Source organism: Cryptosporangium aurantiacum (genome assembly GCF_900143005.1).
GTDB lineage: Bacteria > Actinomycetota > Actinomycetes > Mycobacteriales > Cryptosporangiaceae > Cryptosporangium > Cryptosporangium aurantiacum.
Map to the genome: position 1 here is coordinate 330,284 of NZ_FRCS01000005.1, position 25,216 is coordinate 355,499.

The 25,216-nt window shown below is 68.3% G+C and carries 32 protein-coding genes and 1 pseudogene; 15 read left to right on the forward strand and 18 right to left on the reverse strand.

The window, feature by feature from the left end:
* Positions 1-2: 2 nt before the first annotated feature.
* The 6 genes from BUB75_RS45290 to BUB75_RS19165 form a co-directional block, all read right to left on the reverse strand.
* Positions 3-701, reverse strand: a complete 699-nt coding sequence (locus BUB75_RS45290; RefSeq protein WP_143175299.1) for a hypothetical protein — start codon at positions 699-701, stop codon at positions 3-5.
* 478 nt (positions 702-1,179) lie between these two features.
* Positions 1,180-1,377, reverse strand: a complete 198-nt coding sequence (locus tag BUB75_RS19145) for a DUF397 domain-containing protein (protein ID WP_073258904.1) — start codon at positions 1,375-1,377, stop codon at positions 1,180-1,182.
* A complete protein-coding gene (locus BUB75_RS19150) occupies positions 1,374-2,252 on the reverse strand; it encodes a helix-turn-helix domain-containing protein (RefSeq protein WP_218617629.1) in 879 nt (292 codons plus the stop codon). The genes BUB75_RS19145 and BUB75_RS19150 overlap by 4 nt, the downstream gene beginning before the upstream one ends.
* A 211-nt stretch (positions 2,253-2,463) precedes the next feature.
* Positions 2,464-2,736: a recombinase family protein gene (locus BUB75_RS46320; RefSeq protein ID WP_178379914.1), complete on the reverse strand. Its 273-nt coding sequence runs from the start codon at positions 2,734-2,736 to the stop codon at positions 2,464-2,466.
* A gap of 199 nt (positions 2,737-2,935) precedes the next feature.
* The gene (locus tag BUB75_RS19160) at positions 2,936-3,367 is read right to left on the reverse strand and encodes a type II toxin-antitoxin system VapC family toxin (RefSeq protein WP_073258906.1); all 432 of its coding nucleotides are present in this window, start codon (positions 3,365-3,367) and stop codon (positions 2,936-2,938) included.
* Entirely contained in the window at positions 3,364-3,546 is a 183-nt protein-coding gene (locus BUB75_RS19165) for a hypothetical protein (RefSeq protein WP_073258907.1), read from the reverse strand. The genes BUB75_RS19160 and BUB75_RS19165 overlap by 4 nt, the downstream gene beginning before the upstream one ends.
* A 334-nt stretch (positions 3,547-3,880) precedes the next feature.
* Between BUB75_RS19165 and BUB75_RS48525 the strand changes: the two are divergent.
* The 5 genes and pseudogenes from BUB75_RS48525 to BUB75_RS19190 form a co-directional block, all read left to right on the forward strand.
* Positions 3,881-3,991: pseudogene (locus BUB75_RS48525) on the forward strand (peptide-methionine (S)-S-oxide reductase MsrA); the annotation flags it as partial.
* A 10-nt stretch (positions 3,992-4,001) separates the two neighbouring features.
* Entirely contained in the window at positions 4,002-4,208 is a 207-nt protein-coding gene (locus BUB75_RS19170; protein ID WP_073258908.1) for a hypothetical protein, read from the forward strand.
* A gap of 775 nt (positions 4,209-4,983) precedes the next feature.
* The gene (locus tag BUB75_RS19180) at positions 4,984-6,408 is read left to right on the forward strand and encodes an ATP-binding protein (protein WP_073258909.1); all 1,425 of its coding nucleotides are present in this window, start codon (positions 4,984-4,986) and stop codon (positions 6,406-6,408) included.
* Positions 6,409-6,799: 391 nt separating this feature from the next.
* Complete coding sequence (locus BUB75_RS19185) at positions 6,800-7,510, forward strand: hypothetical protein (RefSeq protein ID WP_073258910.1); 711 nt, start codon at positions 6,800-6,802, stop codon at positions 7,508-7,510.
* A gap of 218 nt (positions 7,511-7,728) precedes the next feature.
* Positions 7,729-8,460, forward strand: coding sequence for a hypothetical protein (locus BUB75_RS19190; RefSeq protein ID WP_073258911.1), 732 nt, complete (start codon positions 7,729-7,731; stop codon positions 8,458-8,460).
* A gap of 91 nt (positions 8,461-8,551) precedes the next feature.
* On the opposite strand, the gene BUB75_RS19195 is transcribed toward BUB75_RS19190, so the two are convergent.
* Positions 8,552-9,385, reverse strand: coding sequence for a CPBP family intramembrane glutamic endopeptidase (locus BUB75_RS19195; RefSeq protein ID WP_178379915.1), 834 nt, complete (start codon positions 9,383-9,385; stop codon positions 8,552-8,554).
* A 368-nt stretch (positions 9,386-9,753) separates the two neighbouring features.
* Positions 9,754-10,506 carry a hypothetical protein gene (locus tag BUB75_RS19200; RefSeq protein WP_073258913.1) on the reverse strand — a complete coding sequence of 251 codons (753 nt, stop codon included), beginning with the start codon at positions 10,504-10,506 and terminating at the stop codon, positions 9,754-9,756.
* Between the two features lie 122 nt (positions 10,507-10,628).
* Here BUB75_RS19200 and BUB75_RS19205 point away from each other — a divergent pair, with 122 nt between their 5' ends.
* From BUB75_RS19205 to BUB75_RS48865, 3 genes are all read left to right on the forward strand, one after another.
* Positions 10,629-10,949, forward strand: a complete 321-nt coding sequence (locus BUB75_RS19205; RefSeq protein ID WP_073258914.1) for a DUF6980 family protein — start codon at positions 10,629-10,631, stop codon at positions 10,947-10,949.
* A gap of 436 nt (positions 10,950-11,385) precedes the next feature.
* The gene (locus tag BUB75_RS19210) at positions 11,386-12,189 is read left to right on the forward strand and encodes a helix-turn-helix domain-containing protein (RefSeq protein ID WP_218617630.1); all 804 of its coding nucleotides are present in this window, start codon (positions 11,386-11,388) and stop codon (positions 12,187-12,189) included.
* Between the two features lie 98 nt (positions 12,190-12,287).
* Positions 12,288-12,536 (forward strand): DUF1720 domain-containing protein, encoded by a 249-nt coding sequence (locus BUB75_RS48865; RefSeq protein WP_178379916.1) that lies wholly within the window; start codon positions 12,288-12,290, stop codon positions 12,534-12,536.
* A 173-nt stretch (positions 12,537-12,709) separates the two neighbouring features.
* On the opposite strand, the gene BUB75_RS46325 is transcribed toward BUB75_RS48865, so the two are convergent.
* From BUB75_RS46325 to BUB75_RS19225, 4 genes are read right to left on the reverse strand one after another with little or no spacing between them, the layout of a single operon-like run.
* Positions 12,710-12,868, reverse strand: a complete 159-nt coding sequence (locus BUB75_RS46325) for a hypothetical protein (RefSeq protein ID WP_178379917.1) — start codon at positions 12,866-12,868, stop codon at positions 12,710-12,712.
* Positions 12,869-12,925: 57 nt separating this feature from the next.
* A complete protein-coding gene (locus BUB75_RS19215) occupies positions 12,926-13,822 on the reverse strand; it encodes an RNA polymerase subunit sigma-70 (RefSeq protein WP_073258915.1) in 897 nt (298 codons plus the stop codon).
* Complete coding sequence (locus tag BUB75_RS19220; protein WP_073258916.1) at positions 13,822-14,805, reverse strand: alpha/beta hydrolase fold domain-containing protein; 984 nt, start codon at positions 14,803-14,805, stop codon at positions 13,822-13,824. Before BUB75_RS19220 ends, BUB75_RS19215 begins: the two co-directional genes overlap by 1 nt.
* 49 nt (positions 14,806-14,854) lie before the next feature.
* Positions 14,855-15,241 carry a MerR family transcriptional regulator gene (locus BUB75_RS19225; protein ID WP_073259188.1) on the reverse strand — a complete coding sequence of 129 codons (387 nt, stop codon included), beginning with the start codon at positions 15,239-15,241 and terminating at the stop codon, positions 14,855-14,857.
* A 28-nt stretch (positions 15,242-15,269) separates the two neighbouring features.
* Between BUB75_RS19225 and BUB75_RS19230 the strand changes: the two genes are divergently transcribed.
* Positions 15,270-15,956, forward strand: a complete 687-nt coding sequence (locus tag BUB75_RS19230; RefSeq protein WP_073258917.1) for a methyltransferase domain-containing protein — start codon at positions 15,270-15,272, stop codon at positions 15,954-15,956.
* Positions 15,957-15,959: 3 nt separating this feature from the next.
* Here the strand turns inward: BUB75_RS19230 and BUB75_RS19235 are convergent, their stop codons facing one another.
* Positions 15,960-16,748: an ABC transporter permease gene (locus BUB75_RS19235; RefSeq protein ID WP_073258918.1), complete on the reverse strand. Its 789-nt coding sequence runs from the start codon at positions 16,746-16,748 to the stop codon at positions 15,960-15,962.
* A complete protein-coding gene (locus BUB75_RS19240) occupies positions 16,745-17,698 on the reverse strand; it encodes an ATP-binding cassette domain-containing protein (protein ID WP_073258919.1) in 954 nt (317 codons plus the stop codon). Before BUB75_RS19240 ends, BUB75_RS19235 begins: the two co-directional genes overlap by 4 nt.
* A 128-nt stretch (positions 17,699-17,826) precedes the next feature.
* Here BUB75_RS19240 and BUB75_RS19245 point away from each other — a divergent pair, with 128 nt between their 5' ends.
* From BUB75_RS19245 to BUB75_RS19260, 4 genes are read left to right on the forward strand one after another with little or no spacing between them, the layout of a single operon-like run.
* On the forward strand, positions 17,827-18,846 hold the full coding sequence (locus tag BUB75_RS19245) for a DNA polymerase III subunit beta family protein (RefSeq protein WP_073258920.1): 1,020 nt from the start codon (positions 17,827-17,829) through the stop codon (positions 18,844-18,846).
* Positions 18,847-18,858: 12 nt separating this feature from the next.
* Positions 18,859-19,278, forward strand: coding sequence for a hypothetical protein (locus BUB75_RS19250; protein ID WP_073258921.1), 420 nt, complete (start codon positions 18,859-18,861; stop codon positions 19,276-19,278).
* A 19-nt stretch (positions 19,279-19,297) separates the two neighbouring features.
* On the forward strand, positions 19,298-20,056 hold the full coding sequence (locus BUB75_RS19255; RefSeq protein ID WP_073258922.1) for an alpha/beta fold hydrolase: 759 nt from the start codon (positions 19,298-19,300) through the stop codon (positions 20,054-20,056).
* Between the two features lie 43 nt (positions 20,057-20,099).
* Positions 20,100-20,522, forward strand: a complete 423-nt coding sequence (locus BUB75_RS19260; protein ID WP_073258923.1) for a VOC family protein — start codon at positions 20,100-20,102, stop codon at positions 20,520-20,522.
* On the opposite strand, the gene BUB75_RS47155 is transcribed toward BUB75_RS19260, so the two are convergent.
* The 3 genes from BUB75_RS47155 to BUB75_RS19275 are packed head-to-tail and all read right to left on the reverse strand — an operon-like array spanning position 20,515 to position 22,296.
* Positions 20,515-21,189 (reverse strand): hypothetical protein, encoded by a 675-nt coding sequence (locus BUB75_RS47155; RefSeq protein WP_218617632.1) that lies wholly within the window; start codon positions 21,187-21,189, stop codon positions 20,515-20,517. The two genes, BUB75_RS19260 and BUB75_RS47155, sit on opposite strands and share 8 nt — an antisense overlap.
* A 5-nt stretch (positions 21,190-21,194) precedes the next feature.
* The gene (locus tag BUB75_RS19270; protein ID WP_073258925.1) at positions 21,195-21,689 is read right to left on the reverse strand and encodes a SigE family RNA polymerase sigma factor; all 495 of its coding nucleotides are present in this window, start codon (positions 21,687-21,689) and stop codon (positions 21,195-21,197) included.
* 7 nt (positions 21,690-21,696) lie between these two features.
* Complete coding sequence (locus tag BUB75_RS19275) at positions 21,697-22,296, reverse strand: NADPH-dependent FMN reductase (protein ID WP_073259189.1); 600 nt, start codon at positions 22,294-22,296, stop codon at positions 21,697-21,699.
* Positions 22,297-22,304: 8 nt separating this feature from the next.
* Between BUB75_RS19275 and BUB75_RS19280 the strand changes: the two genes are divergently transcribed.
* Positions 22,305-23,255 (forward strand): AraC family transcriptional regulator, encoded by a 951-nt coding sequence (locus tag BUB75_RS19280; protein WP_073258926.1) that lies wholly within the window; start codon positions 22,305-22,307, stop codon positions 23,253-23,255.
* A 53-nt stretch (positions 23,256-23,308) separates the two neighbouring features.
* Here the strand turns inward: BUB75_RS19280 and BUB75_RS19285 are convergent, their stop codons facing one another.
* Positions 23,309-24,493, reverse strand: a complete 1,185-nt coding sequence (locus BUB75_RS19285; RefSeq protein WP_073258927.1) for an FAD-dependent monooxygenase — start codon at positions 24,491-24,493, stop codon at positions 23,309-23,311.
* Between the two features lie 119 nt (positions 24,494-24,612).
* On the opposite strand from BUB75_RS19285, the gene BUB75_RS19290 reads away from it, so the two are divergent.
* Complete coding sequence (locus tag BUB75_RS19290) at positions 24,613-25,185, forward strand: TetR/AcrR family transcriptional regulator (protein ID WP_073258928.1); 573 nt, start codon at positions 24,613-24,615, stop codon at positions 25,183-25,185.
* The last annotated feature ends 31 nt before the right edge of the window (positions 25,186-25,216 follow it).

Genomic DNA, 25,216 nt, shown 5'->3' on the forward strand with positions numbered 1-25,216 from the left:
ACTCATAGTTCAGGATGCGCCGAGCGGAGAGAGTTGACAGCCTCATGAAGTCGTGGAATTAGCTCTTCGAGCTTCTGCGCTGTGAGGTAAAGCTGTCGGACGGTATCTATCTTGAGAGTACTAAGCCCTTCGGCAGCGAGGTATAGCTGATGAACCGTATCCACGTTTAGGCCACTTAATCCCTCGGCCGCCAGATAGAGTCGATGAACGTTGTCCACACTGAGGTAGTGAAGGTTCTCAGATGCGAGCTGCAATTGGTGGACCACGTCCTGATCGAGCAAAGGCCGCCGCTGAAGATACTGCAATTCATCTACCAGCCCACGGAGGACAGAGGCAGCCTCGGAGTCAACCTGCGAGAATCTATCCAAAGCGCTTTGCAATTCCTCGTCCCTGGATCGAACCACCTGCGCGATTATCTCCTGTAGGCCTTCCTCGGTCAGCTGTCTCAAACTCCGCAACTGCGCGGCAGCGCCCCGCTCTCGTTCGCTCTTCCATGAGGTCAAAGCTTCGACGGGGTAATCGGCTGGAGCAATCGAGTCGACCATTTTATGATGCGGTCGACAAAGCAGGATCAGGTTGTCGAAGTGGGCTCGGTCAGCCTCCGACATCGCCGGATCCCATCGCGGGCCGTTTTTTTCAGCCGCCCTTATGTGGGCTATTTCGAGATTATTTACTGGAACATTATTGACGAAAACTGTCACAGGTTCAAGACATCCCGGCCAATGGCATGTTCCATCACAAAGATGAGCTAACGCTGGCTGGACGCCCGCCGAATAATTTCGAGCCGCTGACACCATTTGGTCCCCTTACTCGCTACAGAGAAGGTTCAACACCGGGTTCGAGGCCGCATTCAGAATAGAGGCCTTGCGGGAAACCGGAGCGGCTCTTGCGCAGATCGACCCGATACAGTGAGAGCGAACGAACCGCGCGGACGCTCGCTACGGGGCCTAGTATCCAGGCGTCGCAACGCTAACCCGCTCCCAAGTCCGATACTGCTGGGGGCGGAGACGCTCAGGCTCGCAGATGGGGCATTCCGCCTGTCGTCGACCCGTCCGAGCCGAGCAGACCAGCAGCGGGTTCGCCGTCCTCCGACTTGTCGCTCCGACGTCTAGCAGGTGGCGACCCCGCCGCCGGCCCGCTCCCCGAAGAGTGGGTCGACGGCAGACGGGATGCAGAGGGTTAGGCCTGTCGGTCGAACGTTCCGCGCCGGGCGCCGTCGAGGAAGGCCGCCCACGTCTGCCGCCCGAACGAGAGCACGGTTCCGCTGCGGTCCTTGCTGTCGCGGACGAGCACCGAGTCGGACCCGTAGGCGCACTCGACGCAGTTGCCCCCGCTGCCGCCGGAGTAGCTGCTCTTGAAAAACCGCGGGTCGGTCATTTCAGGTACTCCTCAAGCGGAACGGTGCCGGTCCGGACGGTCTCAAAGATCGTCGTGTACCGCTCCAACTCTGCCTGCTGCTGGAAGTAGGCCGCAGAGCTGGGCGAGTCGAGGTAGACCACGGACGGGTCTTCGTCCGTGTCGGGGAAGTCGAGGATCACGAACGAGCCTTCCATCGCGGCATGCGCACCGGCCTTGAGCGGTAGGACGTCAAGAGTGATCGATGGACGACCCGCAGCCGCGCGCAGCTTTGCCACCTGTGCACTCATCACCTTGGACCCGCCGACCTCGCGAAGCAGGACCGCCTCGTTCAGGATGCAGTGCAAGGAGGGCGGGGTTCGCCGAGCGAGGATGGCTTGGCGCTCCATTCGCACCGCGACGCGCCGCCGTAGGTCGCTTTCGTCGTCGGCAGGATTTCGCGCCCGGTAGACCGCCAACGCGTACTCGGGGGTCTGGAGCAACCCAGGCACTAGCTCTGGCTCGTACGACCGGATCGAGGCCGCCGCGGGCTCCAGATCGACGTACAGACTGAACCAGGTCGGTACCGCGTCCTCGCCGAAGATGTGCCACCAGCTGTCGCCCTGGGTCGCCAGAGCCAGTGTGGTGAGCGCCGCGGTCTCCTCGGCCGAAGCGCGGTAATGACGGCAGAGCGCAGCGACGTCCTGCGGCTTTGCTGGGTGCTTACCCGCCTCCAGCTTGTAGAGCTTCGCCCGCGAGATGCCGAGACGAGGATCGGCAACGGCCTTCTCCACGGAGCGGCCCGTCGCGTCGCGGAGGAGTCGCAGCCGCCGGCCGAGTTGACGACGGATGACTGTGGGCGTTGCTGCTGTTCCGGACACCAGCTCATCTCCCGTCACGCGCACATTCTGTCTCACCGTGAGACTGCTAATCGCAGCGCCAAAGCACCCTACGGCCTAGTGATGAGACTCTCACTAAGAGACGCTCAGGAGGAGAGATTCGACGACGGAAGGTCGATCCATGATGCACAGTCTGGCTCACTACGGCGCTCCGCTCGCGGCATCTGGACGCGACCGGGACCGTCCCGTGGCACCCGATCCACGGGACCTGCTCGACGTCCCGCTCAGCTCACTCCTGGCGAACGAGATGGACCTCAGCCAACGAGCAAACGCATCGCGAGCCGGGTATCTCCCCGACCCATCGGACGACATCGGCCTTGCTCGCCGAGCGGTCGTTGTCGGTCAGCTCAGCGACGATGACCCGGCCGAGCCGCTTAGCCGTCTGACGGTTGACGCGGTGTTGATCGCGGACGCCGTGCCCGTCTTTCTCAGTGTCATCACTGATCCGGGCGTAGGCGACCACCGGGATGCAGTCGTCCAGTGGAGCCTCGGTTAAATGCACATGGCCCAGAGTATTACCACCAGCAGTATCTTTCGGACGCCAAGAACCCGTACGGGTACTGCAACCACGGTCCGAACGGGCTGTCCTGCCCGATCGGTGTGGGCGCGATGCCGGCCCAGACCTCGGTAGAGGTCTCGGGCGCAGCGCACTGACGCTGTTCGAATGCGGGCGGTCCGGCATCGAGCCGGGCCGCCCGTACTCAATCTGGAAGCAGCCTGAGGCGCTGGCCCTTCGGCAGGTGGCGCGGCGCCACCACGCTGAAGTCGCGACGATCGAGCGCGGCGACCTCGCGAAGGTCTAATCGCTCGGCGAGCGCAACGACGCAGGCATCCACCGCCTGTAAGCGGAGTGATGCGTAGGTACTCAGAATCTCCGACATCCGCCGGTAGTCGTAGGGCGAGACCTCTACTACGCGCAACTCGTCCTCGGCGATCGCAGCGCAGAAGTCTGCCGCCAGCCCTTGACTCCCCCGCCGTCGCGGGTCGGACAGCAGGTGGCAGATCTCTGTCACTGCGAGCGACGGGACGACGAGTCTGGTCCAGTTCTCGACGAGGAACCGAGAGCATCGCTCGTGGTTGTCGTCCGCCTCGTTGAAGGCCGCGACGAGCGGCCCCGTATCGCAGAGGATCACGCCGAGGCTGCTCCGCCCGCCTGCTGCTCCTGCGGATACGCCAGGTATTTGTCGTGGTTCTGCGCGAGATCCGCAGGTCCACGCAGCGAACCCACCAGCCGGGCAAGGTGCCGGGGCAACTTTCGCTCGTTCGCAGGCTCTTCGTCGTCCCGCTTCGGCGAGTCCGGTTGGTCTGCCATACGTGGAGTGTAAGCGCCGGTCATCACGTCTCCAGCCGCCGAACGCCGACTTGTGGACAACCTGCTCGCTCACGGTGCTGTGGCCGCCCGCCCGCATCACTGACGCGCCGAGGCTAGACACAGGCTGTACGCCACTTCCATGCCGCGGGGCGTGCGTCCGAACACCCCGGCATCAGCCCTCGACCGACCCGCCTTTGAGTTCCGCCGGGGCCGCAATGTTCGCTCCCCCAGCGAGACGAGCCGGCGCGACCCGTCTCGTCACCGCAGCTCATAGCGCCACAGCCGCGCGAAAACAAACCGGACAACTACCACCAGCAAGTATCTTTCGGACGCCAAGAACCCGTACGGGTACTGCAACCACGGTCCGAACGGGCTGTCCTGCCCGATCGGTGTGGGCGCGATGCCGGCCCAGACCTCGGTAGAGGTCCCGGGCGCAGCGCACTGACGCTGTTCGAATGCGGGCGGTCCGGCATCGAGCCGTCCTCGTGAGCTTCCAGCGGCTGGCGCAGATCGACACGGTGATCTCCGACCTCCACGATCTTGCGCTGGTCCTCGCTCGGTCTGCGACTGACACCGGTCATCGCACCTCGATCGACGATGTACTCACTGCGTTCGGCCATACCCGCGAATCGCTGGCGGCGGTCGAGGACGACGGGTCCTGACCGATGGCGGGCATCACCTTCACTGACGACGCGCTCGATGACCTCCGCCGGATCGGCCCGGATGCTGTCCCCAAGATCCTCAAGAGGATTCTGCTGCTGACAGACGACACAGAGGCCGGTTACCCCTCGGCGGTGACCCGACTGGATTCCGGAAGCTGGTTGTTGGGCGGAACACCTGGCGAGTCGTCTACCGCATCACCGCCGACGAGACGATCGAGATTTGCGAAATCTGGGCGATCGGCGCCCGTGCCGACGAGGCGGTGTACCGCGAAGCCACGATGCGCCTCCAGCGCGCGTCAGAGACGAAGCCTCATCTCATCGCACTCGCTCAGGTCGTCGACAAGCTGGGGAAGCTCGCCGGTGAGCTCGTCCTGGAGCAGGCCCCGCCGCGGGAGCCGGTGCCGGACTGGCTCGCAGCACGCCTGATTCACACCGTGGGGTGCCCCGGGAAGAGGTGGCCGCTCTCGATCTCCAGCAGGCCGTCGACGTCTGGACTGCATACATGTCCCGCCCGTAAGGGTCCTGGCGCAGACTTCCATCGAGGCTCCGAGCGCAGCGCACCACGCTTCGTAGTCACCGTCTGGCCCGACTGTGAGCGCTCATGCTCCGCCGTGGGGCCGACCGTGTCGGTCACCGGCCGATGCCGCCCTTAAGACCTTCCGATCGCGGACCTCGATATGTAGCTTTCGCTGATGAAACTTTCGTCGGTGGAAGTTTCATCAGTGAAAGCTATCTCGCCTACGATAGCCGAAGGCGAGGATGGCGAGGAGCAGCTATGGCTGGGTTTGTGGGTCGCGCGCGGGAGTTGAAGCTGCTGGCTGACCTGTCGACCACCGTGGCAGCAGGCAGCCGTACCGGGAGACCGGGCAAGGCGCTTCTGATTCGCGGGCGGCGGCGAGTGGGAAAGTCGCGCCTGGTCGAAGAATTCGTGGAGCGGTCCGGACTGCCCAGCCTGTACTTCACGGCCGTAGGTGGGTCGTACACCCAAGATCTGGCCGGTTTCAGTGCGGCGGTAGCGGAGTCCGACCTGCCGCAAGCCCACCTTGCAGTGGACTTCGGTGCGCCGCAGACGTGGGACGCCGCTCTCACCATGCTCGCGCAGGTCCTCCCGACAGACACTCCGAGCGTGGTGGTCCTGGATGAGCTGCCCTACCTGGTCCGCGAAGACGCTACCTTCGAAGGTTCGCTCCAGAAAGCATTCGACCGAGCACTCTCTCGCTTGCCGGTGTTGCTAATTCTGATCGGATCGGACATCGGCATGATGGAGGAGCTGAACACCTACGGCCGACCCTTCTATCAACGCGGCACAGACCTTGTCGTCCCCCCACTGAACCCAGCCGAGATCGGCGACATGCTGGGGCTGACCTCTGCCGACGCCTTCGACGCCTTCTTGGTCACCGGCGGTCTGCCGCTCATTCTGGAGGAGTGGCCCGACGGCGCTGACTTGTGGACCTATCTGGCCGCTGCTCTCGACCGCCCGACATCGCCGCTCCTCGTCAGCGGGGAACGGGTACTCGCAGCGGAATTCCCCACCGAGACTCTCGCGCAACAGGTACTCGCTGCTATCGGCAACGGGGAACGCACGTTCACGCTCATCGCGAGAGAGGCAGGCGGCATGTCGCCGGCCACGCTGAGCAGGGCCTTGAACGTTTTGGTCTCACGCCAGATGGTGACGGCGGAACTTCCACTATCGACACAGCCCAGCAAGCTGACTCGCTACCGAATCAGTGACCCCTATCTACGGTTCTGGTTGGCCTTCGTGCGGGCAGGAATTCCCACGATTGAGCGCGGTCGCGGAGAGCTAGTGCTGCGAGGTATCCAATCACGCTGGACGGATTGGCGAGGCCGCGCGATCGAGCCGGTGGTCAGAGATGCCCTGTGGCGTCTCGCTGACGACCAGCTGCCAAGCGGCAGCGACGTGATCGGCAGCTATTGGACGCGCACCAACGATCCGGAAATCGATATCGTCGCGGCTGACCGCAGTCCAGTCGCAAAGCACATCGCGGCAGTCGGATCCATCAAATGGCACGACGAGGCAGCCTTCGACGTCAGAGACCTGGCTCGGCTGGCCCAGCACCGCGACCGTTTGCCCGGAACGACGCCCGAGACCCCGCTTTTCGCCGTCAGCCGGACGGGCACCAGGATTGACGGGCTGAAAACCCTCACTCCGGACGACCTCATTCCCGCCTGGCCCCTTTGATCGGGCTCTCGACGCCGACCTAAATGCACCATGGCGCAGACGACTGACACCAGCCGTACCTGAGTGACGCCAAGAACCTGTACGGCTACCGCAACCACGGGCCGAACGGGCTGAGCTGCCCCATCGGCATCAGCGCCATGCCAGCGCAGACCTCCGTCGAGGCTCCGAGCGCCGCGCACTGACGCGGTAGCACTTGCAGCCCGTCTAGTTCACATCTGGCGTCAAATCGCGCAATCTTGCAGCCTGCCCATCCGGCTCGGCCAGGGCACTTCTTGCGCCTTAATCTCGACGAGTGAACCGGGTGGGGACAGTCTCGTCGAAGTGGGTTGGGCCGGGTGATGTGGCCAGAATCCATCGGAGTAGTCGCGTCGCAGCAGTTGCCCTCAGCGCGGTGACGCTGGTCGTGATCATTGCACTCAAAGAGAGCGGGCTGCAGCTGACCCAACGCGCACTCGCCGGCTACGGAGTAGGGCTGCTCTTCGTCGCGTTGCATGTCGCGGCGTTCTGGCGCGTCTCGCGGCGGCGGCCGAGCGCGTTCCTTCTCGGCCACCATCGGGGGCGACCAGTCTTCCTCGCAGCCACGCGGCCGATAGACCATGCCCTACTACCGATGTTCACCGGCATCGCCGCCGGGTTCCTGACCTTCGATCCGGATCCATTCGTCAGCCCAGGGGTCCGCGCCGCTCTCATCGGTGCGTCCGCGCTGTTCGCAGGCGGCATATTCGGCTGCGCCGTGTGGCTCACGCTGTTCCGCAGACCCTTCCTCACGCTCAGCACGGACGGCCTCGCGGTCCGATGGTCGAACGGCCCCGTTCAGGGCCTGATCCGCGCCCTGGCCTGGGATGCCTTGGCGCCAGGCGGTCCACCACTCCCACCGCAGAACGCCCGAACGATCTGGCTCAGGGTTCAGCCCGCGCTACCGCCGGTGCCCGGAGTTGCCGCGCCGGGGTGGTTCAGAGTGGAGGCACGATGGATGTTCGTTGATCCGTGCTTCCTCGCCCACGCGATTCACTACTACCGCGAGCACCCCGAGGCCCGAGACGGCATCGGCACGCCCGAAGGCCACGCCCAACTGTCGGCGACTCTTCCCCGACTCCGGTGAAGGTCCCAGGCGCGGCGCACTGACGTTCTACGTTCGACCCTGGGGAGGCCCGGCACCGACGGGCCGCCCGCCCTGCCTCGCTCCCGCTAGTTGGAGCCCGCTCGCGCGCTCGGCGCCTCTCTAGCCTCTCTCGCTGAGCCGGGTAATCGCGGCGGAGTCGCGAACACGCCGTCAGAGGACGGGCCTCGTCACCAGGCAGCGTTGACACTGGTTCTGAGATGCGAGACAACGGTCTGACTTATGCAGCGATCCTGGAGATCACAGCCCGCGAAGCCCAGTACCGCGGACTAGAGATCGACAGCAGCGAGCGCGACAAGGTACTCCACGTAACCATCCGCCCCGGAGCTAACTTCGGGCCGGCACGAGACCGCACCGGCGCGACCTTTTGGACCACCGGGACCGGGGCCTTTCTCTGCGACTTCGACGACTGGCAGTGGGTGCGCACGGACTACACGTCTGCCGACCAGGAAGAAGCACTCCGCGACATCACCGAGGTCGCCGCCAGGTACTTCCGCGGAGACGGCGTGGAGTCCGTGCTGACATCCCGATGGCTGCGACGCCAGCGACGCATTCTCAGGCTCGACATTGACGGGCAGACCGTGAACCTGCAGAGGCGGACCGGCCCTGTGGAGGCAACTCCGGCGGACTTGACGGTCGGGCGCTTGATGACGAAAGACGGCGTCCTGTTCGGCTATCTCGCCCTGGACACCCAGCAGCTGATGTGGAGGCAGCGCGTGAGCCCCCTGCGGGTTCGGCGCTGGTCAGAGACCAAGCGACGTTACAGGCTGGATCTTCTCGACGACTGGGATGACGGTTTCCTGGAAAACGACGACGAAGCCGAGCTTGCCGCTGGGCGGTTCGCGTTCAAAGGCGAGATCTACCTATACGAGGAACAAACGGATGACGAAGCGCGCACCGCCCTGACGGAGCGGTTCGCCGGCTGGGAATGAGAGCGCTCGATGACCGTAGGTCGGCCGATCACCCTTGCTCGCGGAGCGGTCGCACGCCAACTCCTGCTGGCCGCACCACCGCGTTAGTTCTTCACGGAAGCCTGCGGTGCCACCGAAGAGCGACCACTGCCGCGGTGGTCAGCAGAATGAGGAACTTCAGCCACAGGCCGCCGTTGCCCGAAATCGGCGCGAGCTCGTCGCTGAGGTTCCAGGCGGCGTGCATCAAAATCGCCGCGAGGACGCCGCCGCGCAGGCGTTCGGTGACGAAGAGCATGAGGTAGGTGAGCGGGAAGAGGCTCAGGAAAAACACCAATCCGTGCTGGGTGAACAGGTCGTCGTCGTGCTGCCCGGTGCCGGGCAGAAAGAACAGCGGGACGTGCCAGAGGCCCCAGGCGGCTCCCAGCACCGCTGTGGTCGCGACCCGGCTGTAGACCTGCCGCAGGCGTGGCTGTACGTAGCCCCGCCAGCCGAACTCTTCCGCTATCGGGCCGGCGAGCAACGTGTAAACCAGCGCGATCAGCGGCCCGCCGACATCAGCGACGACCGAAGCGGCGTGATCCGGGATCGCCGACAGATCGTTCAGATTCACCAGGAACGCCGCACCTACCGGTGCGATCCCACCCAGCAGCACCGCCGCCACTGGCGCGCCGAGTGACCAGCGCGTGCGAGGTCCTGGACGCGATTCCCCGCGACGCCGCAACCACATGATCAGCGCGGCCAGAGATGGGCCGCTCGCCGCGAGGGCGAACACCAGCAGCCCAAAGCCTTCCTCGATGTTCATCCCCAGCGCTCCCAACAGCGCCCAGGGAACCCAGGTCACTACCAGACACACGGCCGCGAATTCCAGTAACCGCCGGCGGAGCAGTCCACGTTCGACGGGTTGGTGGGAGGCCAGCGCGGACTCGCCCGGCGCCCCGGCATCCATGCCGGGTTGGTGCAACTCGGTCATCGAGCGTCCATCTCAGTCGGCGGCAGTCATGCGCGCGAGGTCGCGGGATTCGCGAGTTCTGTCGCGTGCACAGAGAGTCTGGGCGGCGCGGGGCTGCTCGCGCGTCAACCTCAACGGGTAACCACCGGCAGTACTTCAGAGCGACCCGAGTGGGTCGGGCCAGCTCAGCGCCGCGACGATCGACGCGGACCTCCACCAGACCACCAACGGCGTACCGCGATAACTAACGCCCGCTCGGTGGTGCGGAACCGCGCGTTACTCGCCGAGGCGCCGCAGCAGGTCGGCGAAGCGCTCAGAGCCACCAGGTGTTCGGTGCAGTCGTCGTCGTCCGCCGGGCCGAGTAGCTACTTCTCGTCCGCGCGCAACGCCCGGAGCCCATCGGCGGTGCCGATCAGGGCGCGCTCTCCGGGATCGAGGTGGTAGTAGGCAATCGCTCGCTCGAGGAAGGTCGGATCAATCACGGTTCGGCTGGACGCCGAGGTTCTGATCCAGTGATAACCGCGCGGACCCTGCGGGCGGCCGGGGATGCGATCGCTCCTGTGCTGCGGAACGGTGTGGTCGGCCAGTACCCACACGCCGCCGACTCTGTCCTGGTGGACGGATCCCTCGCCGGGATAGAGCGTGCTCCACGGGATCACCCGACGTCGAAGGATCCAACGGCAGATTATGGCTTCCGACGTGAGCCGAAGGCCCGAAGGCTGCACGATGCTCGCGATCCACGGGCCGAGGATGAGCAGCGCGAAAACTGCGGAGAACCACCTGAATGACCAGTCTAGTGACTCCATGGTCACGAGCTGGGTCCCGACGAGGAACATCGGGAGCGGCTGCATGGACAGGATCGAATTCGCTGTCGCAAACGCCGGCCGCTGGCGGAACGTGCCGAGGAGAAAGGTCTTCGGAGCGTTTCGGCTCTGACGCTCGGTGAGGTTCCACCATCCCCAAACAAGCGCGGCCGCGACAACGAACGGCAGCAAGGCGAGCCACAGGGACAGTTCGTCGGCCAGAAATGACGTGCTGAGCACCAGGCCGAAGACCACGAGCCCGGCGACGACCGCCAAGAGCCGGGTCTGCCGAACAGCCGTCACCATCGTCACCACGCCCGACTGTCGGATTCCTAGGGGTCGACCGTAGCGGCATGCATCGACCCGGTTAGCCTCTGCGCTGCAGCTCGGAGTGTGATTTAGCGGACGCGACGCCGACTAGGGGGTTCGCCCGGGTCATGCCTGCAACGAACGCGGACGGCCGCTGCTGTCCGACCATGGCGGAACAGCTCGCCTGGGAGTGCGACCAGCACGACGACCCGTTCGAATGCTCGGACGCACTGATCGACTACGACCTTCGCTTCGACGAGTACGGCCTCATCGTTCATAACGGCGGCAGGTCAGTGCTCCTGATCCAGTTCTGTCCCTGGTGCGGCACCCGCCTCCCCGACTCTTGCCGGGAGCGCTGGTTCGACGCCCTGGAACAACGAGGCATCGAACCGTGGTCTGCCGAGATGCCGGTCGAGTTCGAGGACGATCGGTGGCGGCGTGCCAGCTGAGGTGCGAGGACGTTCCGTAAGTGCTTGTCCGGATCGGTGTGACGAGGGATCAAGCCCGACAGCAGGCATGGGATGTGCGGTTGCCGGGGTGTGGATTGGCGCTGGCCGGATGGCCCAGGCCACGGCAACTCCGTGATCGGCAGCGGTATAGCTTTCGGATGATGGAAACGGGCGCAGGGTTCGGATACAAGATCGAGTGGCTTGCGGTGCGTTCCCTGAGCGCCGAGGCTATACAGCCTGGCAGGGCCGGTGATTTGAGTTCGCTCTGGCTGATGGGCTGAATCTGCGCGGTGGGCCGTCACCGGATGGTTCGCGGCGGTGTTGAGCCGGTCGTGGCGGACCGATCCGGACAAGCACTCACGGAACGCCCTCTGAAGGCCTCCGGTTCTGCCATTGGGTTGAGTCTCAAGCGACTTCAGAGTGCAGGCTCGTCCCCGTGAACGAAGGCACGGAGATCGGCCAGCTGTCGCGGCGCACGGGCCTGCCGGTGCACACGATCCGGTTCTGGTCCGAGTGTGGTCTGGTACCGGCTACCGAACGCACAGCCGGTGGTTACCGCTTGTTCGACGCCGCCGCTGCCGAGCGCCTCGATCTCGTCCAGATGCTGCGCGAACTGGGCATCGGCCTCGACGACGTCCGCGACGTCCTGGCTCGCCAGGTCAGCGTGGCAGACGTGGCCGCGGTGCAGGTGCGAGCCCTGGACGCTGAGATCCGTGCCCTCCGACTGCGCCGCGCCTTGCTCCGGGTTATCGCGGAACAAGGCGCCACGACAGAGGAGACACTGCTCATGCAAAGGCTCACGCGGCTGTCCGCGAACGAACGGCAGCGCATCATCGACGAGTTTGTCGACGGCACCTTCGCCGGAGTCGACCTCGGCGACGACGCGAAAGTGGTCGTCGACTGGATGCGCGAGCTGCCCGATGAGCTGCAGGACGACCCGACGGCCGCTCAGGTTGCTGCCTGGGTCGAGCTGGCCGAACTGGTCGCCGACGACGACTTCCGCCAGCGGATCAAGCGGATCGCGGCTTCCGGCTCGGCAGTCAGTTGGATTGAAGGCTACGAATCGCGGTCGGTGATCCTCACGGTGGCGAATCGAGCCTTGGCCGAGGGAACAGCACCGGCTTCGGCCGACGGCCAGGCGCTGCTCGAACGGATCATCGATCCCGACTTGCCGTCCGCTCGCCAGCAGGAGCTGCGCCGCTGGCTGGAGGTCGTCGCCGACGCGCGAGTGGAGCGCTAATGGCAGCTCATCGCCGTTCTCCACGGCCGGGATGAGGGTCCGTCCGCCATGCCCGCGTTCGACTGGGTTCTCGCTGCCGCCCGAGCGCGCTGGGTGGGTTGACCCGCCCGAACGGGCGCCGACTCGCCTCGCGCAGGCGCAGCGCACAGGCGCAGCGCACAGGCGCAGCGCACAGGCGCAGCGCACAGGCGCAGCGCACAGGCGCAGCGCACAGGCGCAGCGCACAGGCGCAGCGCACAGGCGCAGCGCACAGGCGCAGCGCACAGGCGCAGCGCACAGGCGCGGCGCGCCTCCCTCGGCGCGCCTCCCGCGGCGCGCTGGTGCGGCGCTCAAGTGCGGCGCGCTGATGCGGCGCGGGGCTCGGCCGAACGATGCGGTCGGGGGCTCGTCCTGGCGAGCCCTCGGCCCCATCATTCCGGGCGGCCACCAGGAGTCCGGCCCGACGGTAGGCGCTGTCTTCGTGGCGCCCCCGAGGAAGGGCTCGGTAGCGGCCGGGCAGGGCGGGGCATCGAGCGGCGCCTTACCGCGAGTACTCGTTGTCCGGAATCCAGAGATACTCGTCGATGGCCACCAGCACCGTGGCTTCCAGGCTCCGCTGCCCGATGTCCGCCCAGCGGCGAAGCGCCTCTGCCCGTGCACTGTCGAGGCGAACGACGATCACCGTCTCCGAGTCAGTCATACCGGCAGGCTAGGAGCGGCAACCCGGCAACTTCACACCAAGCCGCATGCGGTCGAGTTAGCGCGTATCAGCGCCACGCGGATCTGAGAAGCGGGGAACCAGCGTCGGGTCGCCGAAGACCGTGATCGCCGCGATGCCGTCCACCCGGCAATCCAACACCGCGAGACCCCACGGCTCCCCGCGAAGATACGCACCGGCTGCGGGCTGCCCGTTGGCAATTGTCGGCTCCATCCGCCAGTCGCCGGGTTCGCCCACGGCCTCGGTCAGCACCGGGACGCAGGCCCGGATGCCGTCGTACCAGCGCGTCCCCGGAACCAGCTCGAGGGCCGCGTCTCGGCGGAGGACCGCGGTGAGCGCGGCGACGTCGGCCTTCTGGAACGCGACCAGGTAAGCCTCCAGTTGACGCTGCGCCGCGGGGCTTCGCGGCTCGACGACGTCGTCGGGAGTGGGCGCGGAGCGGGCCAGCCGTGCGCGGGCCCGCTGCAGGGTGCTTTTCACTGCGGCCTGCGTGACGTCGAGCATCTCCGCGACGTCCGCCGCGGGGAACGCGAGCACGTCGCGCAGCAGGAGGACGGCCCGCTGGCCGGGCGTCAGCGCTTGGAGCCCGGCGACGAACGCCAGCCGCAGGTCGTCGCGGTCGTCGGCGTACGGCTGGATCCAGGCTTCGGGCGGCAGGAACTCCGGCTGGTCCGGCTCCTGCGGGCCACCGAGGCCGGAGGGCAGCGCCCGCCGTTTCCGACTGTCAAGCGCGGAGAGCGCGACGTTGGTGGCGATCCGGTGCAGCCAGGTCCGCACCGACGCCCGGTGACCGAACGCCGTCCAGCCGCGCCAGGCCCGCAGGTAGGTGTCCTGCACGGCGTCTTCTGCCTCGTCCCAGGAGCCGAGCATCCGGTAGCAGTGCGCGGTCAGCTCGCGCCGCAACGGCTCGGTCGACTCCTCGAAGCCACCCGTCATTAGCCCAGTGTGCGGCGCAGCCACGACCCTGCCTTCCCGATCGCGTCGTCGGCGACCGGCGATCGGCCGGCCGCCATCTGGAAGGTGTGCAACTGCCCGGGGAACACCTCCAGCTCGACGGCCGGCGCCCGACGCGCCAGCAGCCGGGCGTCGTCGAGCAGCGCCTCGTCTCCGCCGACCTGCACGTACGTCGGCGGCAACCGATCGAGATCGGCGCGGGCCAGGTCCGCAGCCGGCTCGCCGCGGGCGGCGCCGGACGGGTCTGCGGCGGTCAGATTGGCGCCGTTCGAAAAGGCGCCCACCCGGTCAGCCCCGGCCCGGTCAGCCCCGGCCCGGTCAGCCCCGGCCAGGTCAGTCGCCTCCCGGTCAGCCCCGGCCCGGTCAGCCCCGGCCAGGTCAGTCGCCTCCCGGTCGGCCTCGGCCAGGTAGGCGCCGGCCAGGTAGGCCGTGGCGAGGCCACGGGTCAGCTCCCGGGTGAAGAACGGGTCGGTACCGGCGTCGTAACTGGCCCCGCCGGCCGAGAAGTCGACCCACGGCGAGAACAGCACCAGCGCCGCCGGCCGTGCACGCAACGCGATTCCGAGCGCCAGCGTGCCGCCGCACGAGTCGCCGACCACGGCGACCTGCCGCCCGGTCAGCGTCCGGTAGGCGCTGCTGACCTGGTCCAATTGGGCGGGATACACGTGCTCGGGAACCAGCCCGTACTCCACGACCAGCGTCGTCATGCCGGAGGCCAGCGCGAGGTGGCCGAACATCCGCCGATGGGTGGCGATCGAGCCGCTGACGAAACCACCGCCGTGGATGGCGAGCAACACCTGGTCGTCGGTGCCGCCGGGCGGCCGTAGCCACAGGCCTGGGCCGCTCGGCAGCCGCACCGCCTCCGCCCGGATTCCGTCGGGCTCGGTCGTCAGGGACTCCCACGGCCGGGTCGAGTCGCCGGCTGCGCGTTCCTGCCAGAGCAGCCGGTTGAGGTCCGTCGTCATACCGGAATAGACCGCCGCGAGGTGGCGAAGGAATCGGGTGACGGCGAGGTCATACCTCCACGTGCAGTCGATCAGCCAGATGCCCCTGGAAATGCGGGCACGTCATGAGGTCGTCGTGCGGGCATTCCAGGCCACCTTCCAGCATGTCGAGCGCGGCCTGGGCCCTGGCGATCCGCGCCAGCAACCGGTCGCGGTGGCGGGCCATCACCTCGTGGCGGGCCGGGGCGGACCGGACGGCGAGCATCGTCCGGATGTCCGCGAGCCCGAAACCCGCCTCCTTCGAGATCAGGATCGCCGCCACCCGGTACAGGTCCGCGTCGGTGTAGCGGCGACGGTCGCCCGCGCGGGCCGGCGTCAGCAGGCCCTCCGCCTCCCAGTGCCGCAGGACGTGCGTCGGCAGCCCGAACTGAGCCGCCACCTCGCCGATTGACTTCATGTCGACATTAAGTCGCACGCTGAGGTCCATGTCCACGTTGCTCACGCTCCTCGACGCTTTCGACGACCTGCCCTGGGCGCGTAGCCTGCGGGAACACACCTATCAAGCGCTCGGCGACACCGTCGTCGACGTCGGCTGCGGATCCGGCCGGGCCGTCGGCGAGCTGGCCGCCCGCGGGGTGACCGCCATCGGCATCGACCTGGATCCCGCCATGATCGAGGTCGCCGTCGAGCGCTGGCCCGCGGCCGAGTTCCACGTTGCCGACGCCACCGCGCTGCCTCTCGACGACGGCTCGGTCACCGGCTACCGCGCCGACAAGGTCCTGCACACGCTCGCCGAGCCCGACCGGGCCGTCGCCGAGGCCCGCCGGGTCCTGGCCAGGAACGGCCGCGCGGTGCTCGCCGGTCAGGACTGGGACACGTTCGTGATCGACTCCGACGATCCCGAGCTCACCCGCAGGCTGGTCCACGCTCGCGCGGACGGGATGGCCAGCCCGCGGGTCGCCCGCCGGTACCGGAATCTCCTGCTGGACAACGGATTTGTCGACGTCACGGTCGAAGTCCACACGATCGTGTGGACCGACCTCACCGGGATACCGGTGCTCGCCACGCTCGGAGAAGGCGCCTGGCTCGAGGCCCAAGCCGCCAGAGCACGCGACGACCGGTTGTTCGTCGCGGTCCCGATCATTCTCGCCGCCGGGACCCGCGCCGCCTGACCGTCAGGTCAGACGCCGATAGCGACGCGCGGACAGCGGCACGAAGACCGCGAGCAGCAGCACGGACCACCCGATCGCCAGCAGCATCGCGTGTTCGGACAGCCAGCTCTGCCCTTCCCAGCCGGGGTTGCCGAACAGCTCGCGGGTCGCCGTGGCCGTCGCCGACAGCGGGTTGGCTTCCGCCAGGGTGCCCAGCCAGCCGGGCATCGTTTCCGGGGCGATGAAGACGCTGGAGAGGAAGCCGAGCGGCCAGACCAGGATCTGCAGCGCCATGAGGGTCTCCGGACGGCCGGCCACCAGCGCCAGCCAGATGCCGACCCACAGCAGCGCATACCGCAGCAGGAGCAAGAGCGCGATGGCCAGCAGTGCGTCGCCGATGCCGCGGTGCCAGCGCCAACCGATGGCCAACCCACAGAGCACCATGACGGCCAGTCCCACCGCGGCGTTGAGCATGTCGGCCGCGCTCCGACCGGTCACGACCGCTGCGGCGGAGATCGGCATCGTCCGCAGCCGGTCGGTGACGCCGCGCGTAGCGTCCGAACTCACCGCAGTGAAGGTGGACTCCAGGCCGAAGGCCATCGTCAGGGCGAACATCCCGGGCAGCAGGAAATCCTGGTAGTCCCCACCACCGGGCACCACCATCGCGCCACCGAAGAGGTACGCGAACATCAGCAGCACCATGACCGGGAACAGCAGGCCGAGGAGCAGCTGCGCGGGTTGGTGCCTCCAGTGCAGAACCGCCCGCCGCGTGAGCGTCATGCTGTCGGCAGCGATCCAGTAGGCCGTGGTCATCGGGCACGTCCTTCCGCGGTCAGGGACAGGAAGACCTCGTCCAGAGTGGGTTTCCGGATGGCGATGTCTGCCGCCGCGAGACCGTGCTCGCTCAGGACGCGGACCGCTTCCGAGAGCGCGGCGACGCGATCCGTCACCGCGACGCTCACCCGGAGGTGGTCCGCGTCCGAACGCGGCTGTCCGACGCCGACGCGAGCGAGCAGTTCGGTGGCGGCGTCGAGTTGATCCGGTGTTTGCAGGACGACGTCGATGTGGTCGTCGCCGAGCCGTCCTTTGAGCTCGTCAGCCGTCCCGGACGCGATCGCGCGGCCGTGGTCGATCACCGTGATGTTGTGTGCGAGCTGGTCGGCTTCCTCCAGGTACTGCGTGGTGAGCACGATCGTCGTGCCGTTCGCCACCAGCGACCGGACGACTCGCCACACCTCGTTGCGCGCCCGGGGGTCGAGGCCGGTGGTGGGCTCGTCGAGGAAGAGCACGACCGGTTCGATTAGGAAGCTCGCCGCGAGGTCGAGGCGTCGGCGCATGCCCCCGGAGTAACTCGCGACCGGCTTGCGACCCGCCTCGGCGAGGTCGAACCGCTCCAGCAGTTCGTCCGCCCGGCTCCGGGCCGCGGAGGCGCCCAGGTGGTAGAGGCGGCCGAAGATCTCCAGGTTCTGCCGCCCGCTGAGCTGCTCGTCGACGCCGGCCTGCTGCCCGACCAGGCCGATCCGGCTACGGACCTGGTCGGGAGCTTGCCGGACGTCGAAACCCGCGACCCGCGCGAGACCCTCATCCGGACGCAGAAGCGTGGCGAGGATGCGTACCGCGGTGCTCTTACCCGCACCGTTCGGACCGAGCAGGCCGTGCACGGTGCCGGCCGGCACCGCGAGATCGAACCCGTCGAGGGCGACGCTCGCCCCGAACCGCTTGGTAAGCCCTTCGACGAGGACCGCGAGATCGTTCGTCGTCATCGCGCTCACATCTCCTTACTGCGTACGGAGTTGGATGAGCCAAGTATAACCTCTCTCCGTACAGCGTAAAGAGTTTCCTGGAGCGCCTGCTTGACCTTCGAGCTGCTCGAACGTCCAGAATCCGGACCATGCCGGAGATCGAGCCACTGCTGAGCATCGGAAGCTTCGCCCGTCGCGTCGGACTGGCGCCGAGCGCACTGCGCTTCTACGACGACTGCGGCGTACTGCACCCCATCGAGGTCGACCCCGCTACCGGCTACCGCTACTACGCGCCGGAGCAGACGTCCCGTGCGGTGCGGATCCGGCAGCTCCGCGAGGCCGGACTGCCGCTGATCGACACGCTGGTCGTCCTCGACGGAAGCGAGGACGAGGCGCGAGCGGTGCTGGCCGCGTACGCCCGCCGCGCCCGGACCGCCGCCGATCAGGCAGACCAACTCCTCCGGGGCGCCGGAGCCGGCGCCGGCGCTGCGCCCCGCGCGTCGGTCGGTGGGCCGGAGCTCGCCAGCGCGATCCGCCAGGTGACGCCGTCCGCCGACACGACGTCGATCCATCCGGTCCTCCGTGGCGTCCTGCTGGAGATCGACGGGACGGAAGTCCGGCTGGTGGCCACCGACCAGTACCGGCTGGCCGTTCGGGTGCTACACCCCCGGACGCCCTCCGAAGGAGCCGTCCGAGCGGTGCTGGAGCACGCGGGCCTGGTCGAGTTGGCCGGCTGGGCGGTCCGGCAGCCGGAGGTCGTCCTGGAGATCGGTGCGTCGGGCGTGCGGGCGCAGGACCGGGACCTGCCGGTGCTCGACGCGGAGTACCCGGCCTACCGCATAGTGCTGGACGCCCTGCCGCCCGTCCGACACCGGGTCATCGCCGGTCGCCAGGTGATCTGCGCGGCGATCGCTGCGGCCGCTGACGCCGCCCACGTGGTGCTGTGCACCGACGAGCAGCACCTGGCGGTGGCCGACCGTCTGGTGCCGGCCGTCTGTACCGGACCGCCCCTGCAACTCGCGTTCGACCCCCGCGTCCTGCTGCCCGCGCTGGAGGCCGGTGTCGGCCCGGACGTGTTGCTGGAGGTCGCGTCACCGGTCGAGCCCGTTGTCGTGCGCTCCGCCGACCAGGGCACGTTCACCACGCTCGTCATGCCCGTTCGCGTCTGAGAGGCCGTGCCCATGGATCCGCAGAACCCCGTCGTCCACCTGTGCAGCGAGGGCATGCTGGCAGAGGCCGACGGCCGGACGGCCGACGCCCGCACCCACTACGAGCAGGCGTATCACGTCGCGGCCGACGACTACGAGGCCTGCATCGCGGCGCACTACCTCGCCCGGCAGCAGTCGACGCCGGAGGACAGCCTGCGGTGGAACGAGGAGTGCTTGCGCCGGGCCGAGCTCGTGGGTGACGACCGGGTGCGCGCGTTCTATCCGTCCCTGCACGGCAACATCGCCCACGCGTACCAGCAGCTCGGCCGAGAGGATCGTGCGTACGAGCACTACGTGCTCGCGAGCTCCCGGATCGGCGACCTCCCGCCGGACGAGTACGGGGACGCCGTCCGGCAGGCGATCGCCGACGGTCTGCGCACGACAGCGCCCTAGGATCGCTACATTCCAGACCATGGCTCACGTGACCTCGCGCGACGGCACACGCATCGCCTACGAACGTGTCGGCGCCGGGCGTCCCGTCGTTCTGGTGGACGCCGCCGGGCACTTCCGCGCGAACAGTTCCCTCGGTGAGCTGGCCGATCTCCTGGCACCCGACTTCACCGTCTACCGGTACGACCGGCGCGGACGCGGCGAGAGCACCGACACACCGCCGTACGCTCCGGCGCGCGAGGTCGAGGATCTCGGCGCTCTCCTCGACGAAGCCGGTGCGCCGGCGGGTGTCTACGGCTACTCGTCCGGGTGCTTGGTCGGGTTACACGCCGCGGCGGCCGGACTTTCCGTCCGACGGCTCGTCCTGCTGGAGCCGTCGCTGGACCCCGCAGCGGACTCGACCGAACAGCGAGCCTTCACCAGCAGGCTGCAGGCGCTGGCGGGCGCGGAGGCGGTCGAGTTGTTCCTGACGAGCATCGGTGTGCCCGCCGACATGCTCCCGGGCATGCGGGGCACACCGCACTGGGACGCGATGGTGTCGGTGGCGCACACGCTGGCGTACGACAGCGCGCTGAGCGAGGCCACCGACACGAACGTGCTCGACCGCGTCCTGACGCCCACGCTGGTGATCGACAGCGTCTCCACCAGCGCCGACCTCGCCGGAATGGCGGCGACCGCAGCCGACCTGTTGCCCAACGCCGTCCACCGCAGCCTGCCCGGAGAGTGGCACAGCGTCCCCGCGACCGTCCTCGCCCCCGTGGTGGCGGACTTCCTGCGTTAATGCAGCACGGTCGAAGCGAGGTGGCCCGCTACGGTGTCCGGCCATGACGTTCTGGCAGTTGACGATCGACGCGCACGATCCCGCACTCCTCGCCCGGTTCTGGGCGCCGGCGCTGGGTTACCAGGCCACGCCGCCGAGCGAGCCGGACACCACATGGAACGCCCACTACCATGCCCTACCGGCCACCGCGGACGACCGCATCTTCGACCCGGCCGGACGGAAGCCCCCGATCTGGTTCCAGCGGGTGCCCGAGTCCAAGGCGGGCAAGAACCGGCTGCACCTCGACCTCTACCCGACCGAGCGGGACGACACGCTGCCGATCGACCGCCGGATCGCGATCGTGGAAGCCACGGTCGCCGAACTGGTCGAGCGAGGCGCCACGGTCGCACACCGGATGCATCCCGATGACACCGACTACTGGGTCGTGATGCATGACCCCGAGGGCAACGAGTTCTGCGTCAGCTGATGTTCTCGGCGATCGCGGTCAGCTCGTCGACCGGCACGTCCATGGCGCCGCTGATCGTGATCACCACGCCGTCGTCGGTGGTGATCACGGCCGTGTGAACGGTGCCTTCGGAGCCGACATCGGCGAACAACTGCACCCGTCCGGCCGGCACGTCGAATGCCCGGACCGGAGTCCTGCGGTAGGACTCCCACCCGACCAGCCACTCGGTGATCTGCGCCCGGTCGACCGTCGGGGTCGTGGCCTGCGGCCGGAGCACGGTGATCCACAACCACATGCCGACGCCCCGGTCGAAACGGCGCGCGGTCATCGTGGCAGTCGGATCTCCCGCCCCCGCGGTCGGGCAGTCGTACGGACGTGCGGAGACGGCGCAGGTGGACGAGCTGTCCGGGGGAACCGCGCGAGCGCCTTCCGGCACGTAGCCGATCACGAATCCGTCCAGCCGGTCTTCCGCGGGCGGTGCGACGACAACCGTGTCGGTCCCGCCCGCGAAGACGACGTTGATCACCAGCAGGACGACGCCGACCGCGGCCGCCAGCGCTCCACCCGCCGCGGCGCGTCGCAGGGCCCGCCGTCGCCGCACGCCCCGCCGCACTCCGACGACGAACTCCTCAGTCAGCGGGATGTCCCAGCCGGCCTCGGCCAGAAGCTCCTGCGGTTCCTCAGGCACGGCGTTCACCTCTCTGCGGCCAGCTGCCGACGGAGCGCGGCCAGCCCCCGGGACACCTGCGATCGCACGGTCTGCGGTGTGCAGTCGAGGAGGCGGCCGATCTCCTCGTCGGGCAGGTCGGCGACGTAGCGCAGCACGACCGCCGCGCGCTGCTTCGGCGGCAGCCCGGCGAGCACCTGCCGCACCACCGCCGCGGAGTCGACAGCCGCCAGCGCGTCGTCCTCACGACCGGCGTCGGGCACCTGCTCGACCGGGATGTCGGACTTCCGGCGCCGCCGGTTCAGGAACAGGTTGACCATCGTGCGCTGGGCGTACCCGACCGGGTTGCCGTCCTGCCGGATGCGCGGCCAGGCCAGCCCGACCCGGATCAGCGTCTCCTGCACCAGGTCCTCGGCGGCCGCCCGGTCTAGCGTCAGCGCGTGCCCGAGCCGCAGCAGACGGGCACCACTGGCACGGACGTACGCCTCGAAGTCGACGCTGCCCGCCGGGAACCCATCCACGCCTTGACTACACCGCGAACGCTCCGGTTTGTTGCACGCTCGGAGAATTCCGTCGGTCCCGGACCGTCCGCAGCGCCGTGCTCCACTCGACCAGGTCCGACAGCATCGTGCGCACCGTCTCCTCGCGGAACGGCTGCGGCCGGAACCGGGTGTAGTTCTCGAAATCGTGCGCGAGCGTGAGCGTCACGCTGGTGCCGACGTCCGCGATCCGGATCTGCGCCATGACCGAGCGGAGCTGCTCGACCGCGCGCGTTTCCCCCTCGCTCCCGTAGCTGACGAACGCGGCCGCCTTGTCCGTCCACTCCGCGTAGAGGAAGTCGATCGCGTTCTTCAGCGACGCCGGCATTCCGTGGTTGTACTCGGCCGTCACGAATACGAAGCCGTCGAATCGCGTGATCAGTTCGGCCCAGCGGCGGGTGTGCGGTCGGTCGTAGTTCCCGAGCATCGGTGCCTGCTCTTCGTCCAGCAGCGGCAGGTCGATGTCCTTCAGGTCGATCAGTTCGTAGTCGGCCCCGCCGTGTCGTTCCGCGAGATCGTGGACCCACTGGCCCACCGCCAGTCCGGCCCTGCCGGGCCGGACGCTCCCGACGACGATCGCGACGCGCAGGTTGTGCTGTGGATGTCCTGAGCGATGCCGTCGGCGCTGCCCGCACCGGTCACCCGACCTCGTATCGGGTGGAGTTCCGGGCGCCGTGGGGGCGTCGCTTCCCGTCGGTGCCGGGCGCCGGGTTCCACGTCGTCCTCGAAGGCTCGGCGTGGTTGATCGGCCCGGGAGCCGAACCGGTCGCGGTCGGCGTCGGCGACGTCGTGCTCTTCCCGCACGGCCACGCGCACGGCATGGCAGGCCATCCGGACGCGCCACTCCTACCGATGGCCTACGTGCTGCCGGACGACACCCGCCCGACCGCGCAGGCCACCGTCCACGTCGGCCCCGACCAGGAAAGCCCCGACCACGAGGGCCCCGGCGGCCCGGTGACCGTGATGCTGTGCGGCCTCTACCGTTTCGCGCGGGAACGACCGCACCCCCTGCTCCGGGACCTGCCCGACGTGATCCACCTCCCGGCCCAGCTCGGACGGCATCCCGGTCTGCGAGCCACCGTGGACCTGCTGGCCACGGAACTCGACGCTCCGCGGGCCGGCTCGTCCGCGGCGATCACCGCGCTCCTCGACCTGCTGCTGGTGCATCTGCTCCGGGCCCGGTTGGACGACGATCCGGCGGCTGGCTGGGGCAGCGCACTGGCCGATCCGATCGTCGGGCCCGCGCTCCGAGCGATGCACGACGAGCCGGCGAAGCCGTGGACGGTCCGCGAGCTCGGAGGGCTCGCCGGGGCGTCCCGAGCCGCGTTCGCCCGCCGGTTCAAGCGGCTGGTCGGCCAGGGGCCGCTCGGGTACCTCACGTGGTGGCGGATGACGCTCGCCGCCGACCTGCTCCGACGCTCCGACGCACCGCTCGCCGTGGTCAGTAGGCAGATCGGCTACACGTCGGAGTACGCGTTCGCGAACGCGTTCCGGCGCGAGTACGGAACCTCGCCGGGTCGCTACCGCGTCCTGCGCGGGTCTCCTTGATCGTGGTCGCCCACCGTGCAGTTCCTGCTGCTGCCGAAATCCATGGTGGATGCTCATGAGGCCGCCCGCTCGTAGGCCACGGGGTACTCCGGCAGGTCCAGCGCGGCGGCGGCCTTCGTCGTCATCCGGTTGAAGAAGCCGGCCAGCGGACGCCAGTTCAGCATCCGGTAGGCGCGGTTGCGGGTCTTGATCTTGGCCGCGGTCGGTGGCGCGAGGAACGGACCAGCGCCGCGCCCCTGCTTCTGGCAACCCTCGACGTACGGGCGCATGACCTGCTCGAACCGGGCGAACGCCGCGCTGTGATCGGTCGCGCCCGCCAGCTCGCCGGCGAGCACGTACGCGCCGACCACGGCCAGCCCGTTGCCCAGCCCACCGAGCGACGGCGCCCAGGCGGCGTCGCCGAGCAGCGCGATCCGTCCGTTCGACCAGCGGTCGAGGTGGATCTGGCTCAGCGAGTCGAAGTAGAAGTCCGGTGCCGTGCGGGCGGCGTCCAGCAGTGCCGGGACCTCCCAGCCCAGCCCGGCGAACCGTTCGGCGACGATCCGGCGCTGCTGCTCGACGTCGCGATGGTCGTAGTCCAGCGGCTCGGACGCGAAGGCCAGCATCGCGCCACTCCCCTTGTCCGTGTGGCCGACCGACACGAGTTTGCCCGGCACGTTGAAGAGCCGCCCGGAGTGATCGAGCCCGAGGTTGTTCGGCGCGGAAAACGTCGCGAAGTAGTACCCGGTGTCCCAGCGGTAGTCGGCCTCCGGCCCCCAGGCCAGGCGCCGCACGCCCGAGTGCAGCCCGTCCGCGCCCACGACCAGGTCGTACGTTCCCGGTTCCCGGTTCGCGAACGTGACGTCGACGCCGTCCGCGGTCTGGGTCAGGCTCGTGATCCAGTCGCCGAAGACGTACTCGGCCGACCCGCGCGAGGCCCGGTACAGGACTTCGGCCAGGTCACCGCGCTCGACCTCGACGTCGCCGCTCATCAGGTGCGCGGGCAGGCTGACGACCGGCCGCCCGTCGGCGTCGACGATGACCATCTCCTCCATCCCGGGGTCGAGGCTCTTCAGCTCCTCCAGCAGACCCATGCGGCGCAGCACGGTCAGGTGGACATCACCGCGGAAGTCGACCGCCGCGCCGCCGCGTCGTAGGGCGGGAGCCCGCTCCACCACCGTGGCGTCGATGCCGTGCCGACCGAGCCAGTAGGCGAGGGCGGGGCCGGCGATGCTCGCGCCGGAAATGAGGACGTGCATGAGAACTCCTCGGTCGTCCGATCAGGTCCGATCCGACGGTAGAGCGGATTTGGGCGGATGCGCAAGACGTACGCCTAATGCATCCGCCTAAGACGACCGATCGAGTAAGGTCGACGTCCATGGGCAACCGGGAAGCGCTTCTCGCCGGCGCGAAGCAGTGCCTGCGCGACAAGGGCTACGCAGCGACCACCGTCCGCGACATCACCGCAGCCGCCGGTGGCGTGAGCATGGCCGCGATCGGCTACCACTTCGGCTCGCGCGAGGCGCTGCTGAACGCGGCGATGGTCGAGTCGATGGACGAGCTGGGAACGGCAGCCGGGCTGGCCCTCGCCTCGTCCCCCTCCGACGACTACGAGGGGCTCTGGTCGCAGCTGATCGAGTCGTTCACCCGCGACCGGTCGCTCTGGCTGGCCAGCATCGAGGCGTTCGCCCAGGCCGGTCGCTCGCCGGAGCTGGCGGCGCAGATCGGCGCCGCGGTGCAGGAGGGGCGTCGCGGGGTGACCGCCGCGTTGACCGGCACGCCCGCGGACGGCGTCGACGAACAGGCGGTGCGCAGCGTCGGGTCGGTGCACATGGCCCTGATGTCCGGGGTGATGATCCAGTGGCTCGCCGACCCGAGCAAGGCGCCGTCCGCCGCCGAGCTCGTCGCGGGCCTCCGCTCGATCGCCGCATTGATCGAGAACAACGGCTGAATATTCGCGCGCGCTCGCCGCCGCACGTGTC

Excerpts from the sequence above, each read along its gene's own strand:
- BUB75_RS19235 (WP_073258918.1), bottom strand. The coding sequence starts at position 16,748 with ATGACCACGGCCTACTGGATCGCTGCCGACAGCATGACGCTCACGCGG.
- BUB75_RS19250 (WP_073258921.1), top strand. The coding sequence starts at position 18,859 with ATGGATCCGCAGAACCCCGTCGTCCACCTGTGCAGCGAGGGCATGCTG.
- BUB75_RS46325 (WP_178379917.1), bottom strand. The coding sequence starts at position 12,868 with ATGACTGACTCGGAGACGGTGATCGTCGTTCGCCTCGACAGTGCACGG.
- BUB75_RS19145 (WP_073258904.1), bottom strand. The coding sequence starts at position 1,377 with ATGACCGACCCGCGGTTTTTCAAGAGCAGCTACTCCGGCGGCAGCGGG.
- BUB75_RS19290 (WP_073258928.1), top strand. The coding sequence starts at position 24,613 with ATGGGCAACCGGGAAGCGCTTCTCGCCGGCGCGAAGCAGTGCCTGCGC.
- BUB75_RS19170 (WP_073258908.1), top strand. The coding sequence starts at position 4,002 with ATGCGGGCGGTCCGGCATCGAGCCGTCCTCGTGAGCTTCCAGCGGCTG.
- BUB75_RS19215 (WP_073258915.1), bottom strand. The coding sequence starts at position 13,822 with ATGACGGGTGGCTTCGAGGAGTCGACCGAGCCGTTGCGGCGCGAGCTG.
- BUB75_RS19195 (WP_178379915.1), bottom strand. The coding sequence starts at position 9,385 with ATGGATGCCGGGGCGCCGGGCGAGTCCGCGCTGGCCTCCCACCAACCC.
- BUB75_RS19255 (WP_073258922.1), top strand. The coding sequence starts at position 19,298 with ATGGCTCACGTGACCTCGCGCGACGGCACACGCATCGCCTACGAACGT.
- BUB75_RS19230 (WP_073258917.1), top strand. The coding sequence starts at position 15,270 with ATGTCCACGTTGCTCACGCTCCTCGACGCTTTCGACGACCTGCCCTGG.
- BUB75_RS19285 (WP_073258927.1), bottom strand. The coding sequence starts at position 24,493 with ATGCACGTCCTCATTTCCGGCGCGAGCATCGCCGGCCCCGCCCTCGCC.
- BUB75_RS19260 (WP_073258923.1), top strand. The coding sequence starts at position 20,100 with ATGACGTTCTGGCAGTTGACGATCGACGCGCACGATCCCGCACTCCTC.
- BUB75_RS19165 (WP_073258907.1), bottom strand. The coding sequence starts at position 3,546 with ATGGCAGACCAACCGGACTCGCCGAAGCGGGACGACGAAGAGCCTGCG.
- BUB75_RS19240 (WP_073258919.1), bottom strand. The coding sequence starts at position 17,698 with ATGACGACGAACGATCTCGCGGTCCTCGTCGAAGGGCTTACCAAGCGG.
- BUB75_RS19180 (WP_073258909.1), top strand. The coding sequence starts at position 4,984 with ATGGCTGGGTTTGTGGGTCGCGCGCGGGAGTTGAAGCTGCTGGCTGAC.
- BUB75_RS19220 (WP_073258916.1), bottom strand. The coding sequence starts at position 14,805 with ATGACGACGGACCTCAACCGGCTGCTCTGGCAGGAACGCGCAGCCGGC.
- BUB75_RS19225 (WP_073259188.1), bottom strand. The coding sequence starts at position 15,241 with ATGAAGTCAATCGGCGAGGTGGCGGCTCAGTTCGGGCTGCCGACGCAC.
- BUB75_RS19190 (WP_073258911.1), top strand. The coding sequence starts at position 7,729 with ATGCGAGACAACGGTCTGACTTATGCAGCGATCCTGGAGATCACAGCC.
- BUB75_RS19205 (WP_073258914.1), top strand. The coding sequence starts at position 10,629 with ATGCCTGCAACGAACGCGGACGGCCGCTGCTGTCCGACCATGGCGGAA.
- BUB75_RS19245 (WP_073258920.1), top strand. The coding sequence starts at position 17,827 with ATGCCGGAGATCGAGCCACTGCTGAGCATCGGAAGCTTCGCCCGTCGC.